At 36.7% G+C, this 10,657-nt stretch carries 13 protein-coding genes; 5 read left to right on the top strand and 8 right to left on the bottom strand.

Translation table 11 applies throughout. The annotated features are described in order from the left end of the window. Positions 1-23: 23 nt before the first annotated feature. A complete protein-coding gene (locus F6K27_RS30960) occupies positions 24-326 on the bottom strand; it encodes a hypothetical protein (protein WP_287279666.1) in 303 nt (100 codons plus the stop codon). Then, positions 283-696, bottom strand: a complete 414-nt coding sequence (locus F6K27_RS30955) for a hypothetical protein (RefSeq protein WP_287279667.1) — start codon at positions 694-696, stop codon at positions 283-285. Before F6K27_RS30955 ends, F6K27_RS30960 begins: the two co-directional genes overlap by 44 nt. Before the next feature lie 126 nt (positions 697-822). Between F6K27_RS30955 and F6K27_RS30950 the strand changes: the two genes are divergently transcribed. From F6K27_RS30950 to F6K27_RS30930, 5 genes are all read left to right on the top strand, one after another. After that, complete coding sequence (locus F6K27_RS30950; protein WP_287279668.1) at positions 823-1,050, top strand: hypothetical protein; 228 nt, start codon at positions 823-825, stop codon at positions 1,048-1,050. A gap of 385 nt (positions 1,051-1,435) precedes the next feature. After that, positions 1,436-1,753, top strand: a complete 318-nt coding sequence (locus tag F6K27_RS30945) for a peptidoglycan-binding protein (RefSeq protein WP_124143799.1) — start codon at positions 1,436-1,438, stop codon at positions 1,751-1,753. A 763-nt stretch (positions 1,754-2,516) separates the two neighbouring features. After that, entirely contained in the window at positions 2,517-3,005 is a 489-nt protein-coding gene (locus F6K27_RS30940) for a hypothetical protein (protein ID WP_287279669.1), read from the top strand. Positions 3,006-3,500: 495 nt separating this feature from the next. Beyond that, entirely contained in the window at positions 3,501-3,956 is a 456-nt protein-coding gene (locus tag F6K27_RS30935; protein ID WP_287279670.1) for a peptidoglycan-binding protein, read from the top strand. Positions 3,957-5,120: 1,164 nt separating this feature from the next. Next, a complete protein-coding gene (locus tag F6K27_RS30930) occupies positions 5,121-5,372 on the top strand; it encodes a hypothetical protein (protein ID WP_192901060.1) in 252 nt (83 codons plus the stop codon). A 6-nt stretch (positions 5,373-5,378) separates the two neighbouring features. Here F6K27_RS30930 and F6K27_RS30925 read toward each other — a convergent pair whose 3' ends face one another. From F6K27_RS30925 to F6K27_RS30900, 6 genes are all read right to left on the bottom strand, one after another. Then, positions 5,379-5,681: a hypothetical protein gene (locus tag F6K27_RS30925; RefSeq protein ID WP_287279671.1), complete on the bottom strand. Its 303-nt coding sequence runs from the start codon at positions 5,679-5,681 to the stop codon at positions 5,379-5,381. Positions 5,682-6,514: 833 nt separating this feature from the next. Continuing rightward, complete coding sequence (locus F6K27_RS30920; RefSeq protein WP_287279672.1) at positions 6,515-8,656, bottom strand: DUF3987 domain-containing protein; 2,142 nt, start codon at positions 8,654-8,656, stop codon at positions 6,515-6,517. A 204-nt stretch (positions 8,657-8,860) separates the two neighbouring features. Further along, positions 8,861-9,439: a hypothetical protein gene (locus tag F6K27_RS30915; RefSeq protein WP_287279673.1), complete on the bottom strand. Its 579-nt coding sequence runs from the start codon at positions 9,437-9,439 to the stop codon at positions 8,861-8,863. Further along, positions 9,439-9,681, bottom strand: a complete 243-nt coding sequence (locus F6K27_RS30910) for a hypothetical protein (RefSeq protein ID WP_287284752.1) — start codon at positions 9,679-9,681, stop codon at positions 9,439-9,441. Before F6K27_RS30910 ends, F6K27_RS30915 begins: the two co-directional genes overlap by 1 nt. Before the next feature lie 72 nt (positions 9,682-9,753). Next, the gene (locus F6K27_RS30905; protein WP_287279664.1) at positions 9,754-10,269 is read right to left on the bottom strand and encodes a hypothetical protein; all 516 of its coding nucleotides are present in this window, start codon (positions 10,267-10,269) and stop codon (positions 9,754-9,756) included. A gap of 135 nt (positions 10,270-10,404) precedes the next feature. Continuing rightward, entirely contained in the window at positions 10,405-10,551 is a 147-nt protein-coding gene (locus F6K27_RS30900) for a hypothetical protein (RefSeq protein ID WP_287300954.1), read from the bottom strand. Positions 10,552-10,657: the final 106 nt, after the last annotated feature.

The following is a 10,657-nucleotide window of genomic DNA, read 5'->3' as shown; positions in this document are numbered from 1 at the left end:
GGAGTGTGTATTCTAAAATTCCTTTAACTCTCTTGTTTTTTGCCATTGTTTTGACTGGGAAATATAGGTGGTGAGTGAAGTTCATTGAATATGCTTTCATCTAAGTCATCGTCAGTTGATGATAGTTTATTCATTAGTTTTTCAACAATTATCATGCGAGCATCTTCTTTGAAGTCAGCATAATAATGTTGATATGCTTTACCCCAAGTGATAGCGTCTTCACGAGCGGTACGTTTAGCATCAGCAATAATTTCACTGAGTTCTAAACGTTGAAATTGTTTTTCAGACTGGGATTGAGTTGACTTCGATTGGTTGATTTGTTGCACTATGGCGCTGTTGTTTGTTGTCATTGTCGTAATCTCTGATTAATTTCAAAAGTTCAGGTAGGTGAAGTACACCTTGACCGCGCGAACGGTATGTTGCCATCCATCGAAACACAACGATAATTTCTGATGAACTTCTATCAAATCCTCTATCGCCCTTGAAGTGATTGAACCCACTGATATTGCATGACTTCAATAATTCCACATCTTTATATAGTTGTGGATATGAAATTGGAATGCCAGCGAAGGCAAGCCCTTCAAGTAATTGTTTCCGTGAAAGCCAGTCAGATTGACCGATAGCAAACTGAATAGCTCGATGAATTTTAGCAATTGTGTAGCAGTTAAAGTTGTTACTGGATATGTAGCCCTCCATAAAGTATATTAAAGGTATTGGTATTGTATTATCAAGGTTTAATAGCCTATAGTTCGTCCGGTTTCTCCCGTTCACCAGTCTATTTATTCCTTGAATATACTTTTATTATAAGTGATATATAAGTATATGTCAAGAGGCAAAAAAGGTAGTCAGAAACAAATGAAACAAATATCAGTTAGTGTCCCTGACTATATATATAAAGCGTTAGTCTTTCTCACTGAAACATCGGGTAAAAGCCAAAGCGCTTATTGTGCTCCATGGATTGAAAACGGTGTAATTGATGAGATAAGCAGATTTAGAAAACTTCACAATGAAATGAGCGACCTTGAAATTTCACTTGAAGATGAAGAATAACTCTTGAGAAAAGAACACTTTCCAATAGGTATATTTACTGTGTAGTGAGGTGTCTAGTAATCACTGTACAGTTCACTAGACACCCTTCACTGGACTGTAAGCTCCCATAATGTCACTTTGCATCGCCAATTGTCCTGTTTAGTAATGTTTTTAATCAAAGGTTGCACTTTGATAACACAAATTCAGATGAACACCAGTAATGTGAATAATTTTGCCAGAAAAATTGGATTTTTGTTTTGAAGTGAATTAGAAATGCACATTGGTTATGGAAAATTCCCAGAAACAGTCTTATTTAACATTCGACTTGAAATTAAGTACCATTTTCGTTACTGCAAATAAACCTTGGTTAGATTGTTTGTAATGAAGCAATAAGGAATTTTCTCAAATGACTGTATCAACAATGACTGTATCAACTTTGCCTGTATTAAAAGAAGGGGATAGTGGAGATGCTGTTCGGTTTCTTGAACAATTGTTATCTTCAATCTTTTGGTTCGGTCTACCAGTTGGAAGACCGACTCTTATTACCGATAATGTAATATTTGATGCCCAATATGATAGTCAAACCAAACAAATAGTAGCTGAGTTTCAACAAAATTATAACGCTACTTTTCCTTTTCCATCGCCTGATATTACAGTAGATGGAGTGGTGGGTCCTGAAACCTGGAAAGCTTTGGGTGATGCCATCTTCAAATACACTTATTAAAACTATCGCTCTGACAGAAGGTATAAGGAGTCCTCATCTAAAAGTGTTTCATTTTAGATGGGGGAGCCTCAACTAAACTTCGTTATAGTTGAGGTACTTCACTCCTTTATCCACACTTCTTTGATACACTACCAAAACTTCTAGTTATTGCGCAAACAGAAATATAGGGAATAGATTCAGTCGGAGGCTAAAACCTTATGAACATGAAATGGAAAAAATTAATATTAATCTTGTTTATTTGGCTCGCCACTGAATTCTTTCTGAATTTCACAGGATTGGATGAGGTAGCTAATTACAGTGAGTATATTCTACAAATCAATCATCAACATATTGAAGCGCTCGACTCACCAATCATGTTTTAATATTCGACACGTTTATGGCAATTTTCAGGGGAAAAGCCGTAGTAGTCTCTGCTCTACCTGGATAGAGGAAAGCATAGGAAATGAAATACAGAGACTGGAAAGGTACAAAAAAATTGATAAGTTATTGGAAGATAAAAATCACTCTTGAGTATACGCACCTCACTGGACAGTTAACCAAGAAAATGTCACTATCTCCTCACAAAACTATTATCATGGCAGAATGTGACCCCTAACTGCTAATCAATGTGTAAGAAAATCCACGTCCACCCACAATAAAAAGTTAATTGTGACAACTAATGCACATTATCGAACTTCGCCAAAATTTAGGAGATGATTAAGACATGAAAGGAAAGAGAACAACCTCTTCCCACATCAACAAATTAAAAACAAGGGAACCTTAGATGAATATTCAAACTAACCTCAACAAAGCTTTTAGTTTCAGTTTAGTTGCTTTAACCGCTACTTCTTTATCATTTGCCACAATAATTCCTGCAAAAGTTGCTTTTGCTCAGGTAAAAGTTGAGCCCCTGATCACTCGTAGCGTTATAAATGAAGGGATGAACGGAACATGGAATTTACAATGGAAAGTCAACGGATTGTTATATAAAGGTCGTTTAAAAATGAATGGAAATTTTGGAACTATGGTTGTAAATGTAACTAGACCTAATGGTAGGAGAGTTTACTTTGAACAACAAATGAATATGCATCGTCAAAGAAATGGTTATACTCTTCAAGGTAATAGACCTACTTATCCAGGTAGGGATGCAATAAACCGTAACTATCAACCTGATAATTTTTATGTTGAGTTAGATGATAGTGGTCATTTGAAAATGAAAAATTGTTCTGATTATTCTGGTTATATTCCAGTCAGGATGACAAAAATTAATTAATTAATTCAATCAAGTTTAATCAACTTATTCTAGGGGTAGATTTGGCAAAAAAAACTGAGCTTGCTGCCCCAAGAACCATTATCATACTTACGACCCATCAACCTATCCGCCCAATCCTGAAGCTTGGAAGCTTCTGCCTGATTCTTTCTATTTTCAGCAGCAATTTGCAAAAGGTTTGCAGATTAACGAACACTATGTTGAAGTTTATTAAAGTTAGCATCACCAGGGAAAATTTCAGCTAAAATTAGACAATATTTCTCTAATCAAGTCAAGTTGTGATAGAAAATTCACGTCCACCCACAATAAAAAGTTAATTGTGATAACTCATGCACATTATCTACCTGCTCAAAAATTTAGGAGATAATAAAAATATAGAGTAGGACTTACGCAACGAGACTAATTATACTGGGTTTATCTTGAATGATGACCAATTAATACGCTATATATAGCTTTACTGCGTAAGTCCTGATCAATTCAAAAAACAAGGAGAAAATTATGTTTACTGGAACTCAAAGAACTAGGTCTCTTCGTACTCTTACCTTTGGTAGCACTGGTGAAGATGTGAAACATTTACAAAGACAGTTAAATGTTTTTAGATTTGGTCCCTTGGTAGTTGATGGAATATTTGGTGTAGCAACAGAAGAAGCTGTAAAGAAATTCCAAAAATACTATGGTTTAACTGTGGATGGAATTGTTGGTTCCCAAACTTGGGGAGTAATAGATACAAGGAAAATTGTCCGCACTACTCTGTTTTTGGGTAGCACTGGAGAAGATGTAGAATATCTACAAAGACGGTTAAATGGTCTTAGATATGCTTCCTTGGTAGTTGATGGAATATTTGGTGTAGCAACAGAAGAAGCTGTGAAGAAATTCCAAAAATTCAATGATTTAACTGTGGATGGAATTGTTGGTCCCCACACTTGGGCAATATTAGAATTGATCGATGTTTAGAGTTGAATTCACTAACCAAAACTAATCAGGATTTACGCTAGCGGTATACATAAAGTCTACTAATTGAGGCGATTGTTGACGCAAAGCTCCGCTAACGCCTCAATATTTCTGCCATTCTTAAAGGCGTAAAACTAGAGTAACTGCAATTAAGTACCAAGTTCTTTGCTATCACAAACTAGATAACGAATTTACGGGATTTCAGCTTTCACTATCTATTAAAAATAGTTGATGAAAGGTATAGCATACCTTTTCTAGCTAAGAACTTAAAAGTTTTGCCACAAAAGAATTATAGGATTAGTTGGCACGCTCATTGCAGCGTCTCTAGTTTTAGCCCTAATTGCAGGTTTGTGTGTGCCAAATTTTATTCTGGCATTTTTATTAACTATAAATACGGATACAAAACAATTGAGTTTGGAGACTTAGTCACGAACCCTAGCTTTAAGCCATTTCCGAAAATGGCAAGATGCTAAAATATTCTTACAGTCTTTTGACACTCCACGGACTAAAGTCGCGTGGATTCTTCAGAGGAGCTGTAAATCGGGTTAAAACCACGATTTCCACATTGCTCGAAACGGCCACATTGCCAGCACCGCACCGTAGTACGAATGCAGCAGCAGCTCACAAGGCGGTGCCAATTGCCACTACTCTCTCCGGTCTGGCGACCATTGAGGCTACTTTTTAAGTTGTTGGTTGATTCACTCGCTCTGAGTTACAACGTGCTGTCTAACGGCTGGAAACAGAGTGCTGGCAAGCACCGAGCCACCTTTTCGGCTAGCTACCCTTTAACTGAAGCGTCCACTAGATATCGGGCTTTCACCATGATTCAGAGGTCTTAGTGTCTTTGTCTTTAGACTTAATTATAACACAAATTTTGACTACGGGTTAAAACCCGTCGAGTTGTTTCCATCCAGCCGTTAAAACTGGCTGGTTTCCCACTTACCGAAAGTTTATGATGAATACCTGCTGGACTGTAAGCAAGAACAGCGATGGATGGTGTATTTTGGCTAAGTCCTGGATAGACTAGAACAAGTCAATGATACTTTTTCCATAGTTTAGGTCAATATGGCGAACCTGTTATACGAAACTCCCTAGAAATAGAACTCTCTTCGTACAAAGATTTGCCATAGAAAGAACAATTTCTGCACCCATGAAGGATTACTAAAGATGAAACTACTCACTCCTGAATTCATTTACTCCATAACCCCTATCTTTATTGCAACGATTGGTGGAATCATTGGAGTTACTGTCTTAGTTACCGATAGTGATGATGCCAAATGGTCATCCGGAATCGGGTTAGCTGGAACAGCAATTGCTGGTGCCGCTGGTTTAGCACAGTCTAACAAAAATGAATCAACTGTTTCTGCTCGAGATGGCGTTGCGAGAGGAAACGGACAGAAAACAACGCCACACGTATAATTTATCTTATACGCACAGTTTAACTGGAACTAGACGTATAATTCGATGTACTCTAACAACATAATCAGCAAGAGACATTAAATACTCAATTGCTGCATCAACTGTTCTATGTATACCAGGCTTTCCTTTATTAACCATCTCAAATACCAGACCACTCTCTACATATAAATATGAATAGTAACATTGTTGTTCTCTATTATTAATAAGCTTAAAGCCAAATTGTATATCTTCATCCACTAAATCTTCTGGATGTTCAACTGCATATTCCCATTTTTCAATTGTAATTTTTTGTTCAACACTAGTAACCATTAAGCCCCCCCTTAAACAAATTAATTCTTTCTAAGGTTCCGTCTCAGGGGAGCCGTCGTTGATTAAGTTTCCGTAATCTTTGAGTCTTTTGGATGGCTAAAAAAATTCAGTCAATGATTGCGTTTTTGGCAGCTTTAGTAGTCGGCAAACAATGATAGCGCAACCGAAAAACAACGGCGACAAATTCGGTACCGCTACGCTGCAACACTTTACCTGCACACGTCCTCACATAATAACAAAATACAAAAATAATGATGAAACAGACGGACGGTGCAGGCCACTGACGCTAAAGTATTGCTACCGAATTTGTTCAATACTTACATTCTGCCATCAGCGATAGTAACAGTAGCAGATACATAAACTGTGGCTCCGCCAAGGTTAAAGTTACTACTATTACTCCACCTTTTCTAAATAACAACCTCTAACTTTATACTCTGAATATTTTTAATTTTTGACCCAATATTCTCTTTATGAATTAGGATTTTTTTTTCACAACGACCCTCGTAATAATTAATCTTAGAATTCTAATATCTTAGAAAATTTTAGACTAATTTTTATCATTCATTGATGGCCAATTATAGATAAGCTACTATGTTTGTGGCCAACTATATGTCCCATAGTGGCGATCGGAATTTTTTGAGTATCTATAAACTGCTCGACATTCGACATAATTCAATTCAAAGTTATACAGGATAAGGAATAAAAGCCCCGACAAATCGCTCGACAGTTCCCGACAGTTCCGACAGTTTCTCCGACAGTTTCATCAAAAGTGTCGAAAGTGTCGAACTTTGTCGAATGAAATGTCGGAGACTTAAATGTATACTGTGTAAGGATTAGAAATGATTGTTGTCGATTGTCGAAGAATTTATAGTAAATCCTAATCTAGTGCCTTTACCAACAGTAAAACCTAATCCTTTTTTGGCCATATCTATAAAGTCCTGCCTAACTATTTCTGCTTTATGGCCATATTGACGTTGAATATCACGACCTTTAACAACATCTAACTGAGCAGCTTTATCTAATATCTTTATCCACCTATCAGGTAATGTTTCTTGGCTATTACTAACATTAAGAGAAATCATTTTCTTAACAAAAAATAGTTCCTCAGCTAACAAATTAAAAGCTATCTGACAAATAGTTTTATTTATTTTCAATGATGGATTATCTGGATAATGAATTATTTGAAGTAAAGCACAATATCTTAGTAATTTACCCCGGAACTTCAGTAGAAATTCCTCCTCAATATCCTTACCATTCCGGTAAGCTTGATCTGCTCTTTCATCAATCTTATTAATCTGATGCTTGATATATTTCTTCGCCGGAGAACTAAAGGTGAAATCAGTTGCCGTCAGCTTCATTATCTTTTGATAGAAGCCCCTCATAAACTTACTAATACTAACTGTAGCCACCTTTGATTCATCCTCGATATCAGGAAAGGTGGGAGTAAATTTTTCAGCCGTGTCTCTTAAATACCAACTGAACCTGGCAAAAAAGCCATTCCCAATTGTTTCGTTACCAAATAATGATTGCAATATCTTGGGCTGAATACCACCTAGAATCCCTGATTGACATCTGAAAATCCCATTACTGATATTTTTCTCACCTACTCGTTCTGGAGGGAAAACCCTGCCGTTCCAAAGTTCACAGTAAAATTCAGTATCATCACCTTTACCACGTTTGTATTGATTCAATCCTTTGAAAAAACCACTGAGTTCATCCTTAGCTACCAATACCCCATTGCCTTCATTCATTTGAAAAACTCTTGATAGAGCTTCTTTAGTTAAATCTCCCATGATTCGCTTAGGTGGCTCTACTGGTTTCGGAGCTTGTTCACTTGGTTTCTTATCTTTGTTCTCTTTTTCCCACTGTTCCAGTTCCTCTTGATAACACTTCCACTCATCCTCAACTAAACTAATGATTGGGTCAAAAACTAATTCACCCATTAATGGAGTTTTCATTTTCCCGCTGCGACAAACAAGAGCTGTAAACATTGACAAGCATCGCTCCTTCCAGTTTTTCTCCGGTATAGATACACTAAATCCTTGTTCTAATATCCCTGCCACAGCACTCATAATTATCATTGTTGCTGCAGTTTCATCCCATCCAATTGACTCAATAAATTTCTGAACTGGAGCTAAATCATTAGGCAAATAATTATTTTTTTTCTGGGGTTTTTTGAGCAGATTAAATATCTCCTTATCCTCTGCTTCTTCTTCTTGCTTTATTAAGACTTTATAAACATCTTCTACATAAATTTTATGTGCTTTGTACTCTTTGAATTTTTGAGTTAGTTCGGCTGGAGATAAATCATTGTCTAGTAATTCATAAGCTATAATTCCAGCCCATTTACTTCTTAACGGAGCTAATAAATCATCAAAATCTATTGGGTGATATTCATACTCATCTCGAAGTCTTTGGAGGGATTCTGTCTGTAGTATGCAGTTTTCAGCCTTGTCCAAAACTTCTTTTGCCTGTAGCTCTCTGATAGATTTAAAATGCGTTTTGTTTTCTGGTAACTGGGCTAATTTAGACACAGAAAAAACAGCAAGTTGCCAATTAAGAGATTCGGAAATCTTTATTAATTTTTCTAATTCACTGATAATATTTTGTTGCCCCATCGTTTTTAATTCTAGATAAAGATTAGCCTTATTTAATTTCTCGTGATTGTACAGTTTTTCGCATATATAAAATAGCAGTTGCCATATAGCTTTCTTGAAAGTTTTTTTGTTAATTCCCTGATTCAGAAAATACTCAAACCCTTGGCAATCATTCTGAATAAATCCCACAAAAGCCTCTTGTGAAGATTGTTCAAATTCGTCAATCCCCATGTTTGTAGGGTCAAAAAATGCTGACGGTGGTTGTGAGTATGGATTCATAGATTCACAAGCATACTTTAGGTCATTACCTGAATCTAAATATCCAGGGGTTGTATTTCCACGAAGGTTGTCGTAATTGTTGCTTTTTGTTTCACTCATGATATAATTGAAGTAGAATTGAGTTTTTACTTTTCCATATAATTCCAAATAAACAATAATTGGAATTATATTACACTCCTCTCAGACTACCAATCTGGGAGGATTAATTATTTATACCATTGATTGCTTGTAATAGAATGTATTGCATGGAAAAAGCGACAATCTAATCCAATTCGGCAATCTTTCATTCTCCCTTAATCTTTTTTACAAAATTGCTTTTATTTGTTCCAATAACTGTTTACCTTTCTGATAGCTTCTACCTTTGCAATGCAACACATTCTCAATGATGTAAGAATCGGAAGCGGTGGAAGTACGAATAAAATCGGCTAGCTTAACAACTTCCGCTACTTCCAGTTCTTCCAATCCTTCCACCCGTTTTGATAGTGTGAAAGTAGGTTGTTTGGCAGCTTCCTGTGATTCTACCAGTTCCGGTGCGATTGCCTCCTGGTTATCTGTAGTACTGCCAAGAGATAATATTTGTTTTGCATCTTGATTAAATACCTGTTCACGACTGTACAATATGGCAGCAGTTTCCGAATCAAAATCTAATTGTTCAGCTCTACGAATTACATCAATTAACTCTTTGAACTGAGCTGATGTTTTACTAATAACCCACCCTAAAACACAATGACCTAGTGACCATGCAACGGCAAAATGTAACAGTTGCTCATTGTGACTAATTACTGCATAAATACCGAAAAATGATTGACCTAACAAGTAAAGTTTAGTCACATCATGCAGTTCATTTAAATGACTTATAATTCTCTCAGTTGCCAAGTTCATCAGATAAAAGCTCCCAAGCTAAACCCCGATAAAAATGCTGTTGCTGTTAGGATAGTGAATGCTATTAGTTCCCAGAAATCACTAACTCCTCTTTTAATCCAATAGTAACCAGTCAATCCAATCGTTGCTAGTAGTTTTAGAGCTATCACAGGAATCAACAGTCGCCACCAACCCACAGCTTCATATCCCACTAAAATGGCAGCAGTGAAGATGCCATTGAATAAAAATGTCGCTTGCCACATAATATCCTTTCTATTTGTGATATATTGACAAGAGGAGGTTGCAGCCTCCCCTAAAATCAGGTCAAATGTTTGTTAGCTTCTCAATTTGCTTCTAATTGCTGCTATATCAGCATCAGCTTTTTGGGAAGCTTGCTCATAGTTAGCAGCAGCACCAGCAAAAACTTTCCTTTTACCTTGTGCATACGTTCCAAATCCTGCTAACAGTTTTGCCGACTTGGCAGCATATTTAATCGCTTGTCGTGCGTACCCTTTGACTCCATAGAAAGCATTATTACGATTGTAATCACTTTTCAATAGTCTGGCAGCAGTTCGATATCCTTTGGCACTGCTTGCATTAACTTTCACCTGTTCGTTAACCTTACCCTTGAGAGCTTGATATTGTTCTTCAGTAATGGTTACGGGTGACTGCAAGTCTGCCATAGACTTGTGCGGTTGCAGTGTGCCTGGATTAGCTGGTGTTAGCGAATCTGCTGTTGCTTTTCCCACTATATCACTAGCAGTTCCAAGTCTGTGTTCACCGTTAGCAAGTGATGAACTGTTGCTTTGTGCAGCTCCTGATATTTTAGCAAGTGCGTTTCCTAAACCCATTATCTCTCCTTAGTTTCAGTCTTTTCTATTTCTCCTCTACTCTCTCCAGGAGTGATTGATATTGCTGCAATTGTGAATAGTAATATCAATGAAATTGGTATGAGAGTAGGTAGGAGTGTGTATTCTAAAATTCCTTTAACTCTCTTGTTTTTTGCCATTGTTTTGACTGGGAAATATAGGTGGTGAGTGAAGTTCATTGAATATGCTTTCATCTAAGTCATCGTCAGTTGATGATAGTTGATTCATTAGTTTTTCAACAATTATAGCAATGAGCGCTGGCATCTTTACATATTACATAAATATTGATAATGTAACATAAAAGTAACTGTATGAGCTGTATTTTTCATAAATTAGGCGATCGCTAAAGGTTAAAGTTTTAAGGATGCGT

The organism is Okeania sp. SIO2F5, assembly GCF_010692685.1.
GTDB lineage: Bacteria > Cyanobacteriota > Cyanobacteriia > Cyanobacteriales > Microcoleaceae > Okeania > Okeania hirsuta.
Note: the sequence above shows the minus strand (reverse complement) of the source record. Positions and strands in the feature narration are given on the sequence as shown.

Bases quoted from the DNA above. Each gene is read 5' to 3' on its own strand.
- F6K27_RS30955 (WP_287279667.1), bottom strand. From the start codon at position 696: ATGGAGGGCTACATATCCAGTAACAACTTTAACTGCTACACAATTGCT.
- F6K27_RS30950 (WP_287279668.1), top strand. From the start codon at position 823: ATGTCAAGAGGCAAAAAAGGTAGTCAGAAACAAATGAAACAAATATCA.
- F6K27_RS30945 (WP_124143799.1), top strand. From the start codon at position 1,436: ATGACTGTATCAACAATGACTGTATCAACTTTGCCTGTATTAAAAGAA.
- F6K27_RS30940 (WP_287279669.1), top strand. From the start codon at position 2,517: ATGAATATTCAAACTAACCTCAACAAAGCTTTTAGTTTCAGTTTAGTT.
- F6K27_RS30935 (WP_287279670.1), top strand. From the start codon at position 3,501: ATGTTTACTGGAACTCAAAGAACTAGGTCTCTTCGTACTCTTACCTTT.
- F6K27_RS30930 (WP_192901060.1), top strand. From the start codon at position 5,121: ATGAAACTACTCACTCCTGAATTCATTTACTCCATAACCCCTATCTTT.
- F6K27_RS30925 (WP_287279671.1), bottom strand. From the start codon at position 5,681: ATGGTTACTAGTGTTGAACAAAAAATTACAATTGAAAAATGGGAATAT.
- F6K27_RS30920 (WP_287279672.1), bottom strand. From the start codon at position 8,656: ATGAGTGAAACAAAAAGCAACAATTACGACAACCTTCGTGGAAATACA.
- F6K27_RS30915 (WP_287279673.1), bottom strand. From the start codon at position 9,439: ATGAACTTGGCAACTGAGAGAATTATAAGTCATTTAAATGAACTGCAT.
- F6K27_RS30910 (WP_287284752.1), bottom strand. From the start codon at position 9,681: ATGTGGCAAGCGACATTTTTATTCAATGGCATCTTCACTGCTGCCATT.
- F6K27_RS30905 (WP_287279664.1), bottom strand. From the start codon at position 10,269: ATGGGTTTAGGAAACGCACTTGCTAAAATATCAGGAGCTGCACAAAGC.
- F6K27_RS30900 (WP_287300954.1), bottom strand. From the start codon at position 10,551: ATGCCAGCGCTCATTGCTATAATTGTTGAAAAACTAATGAATCAACTA.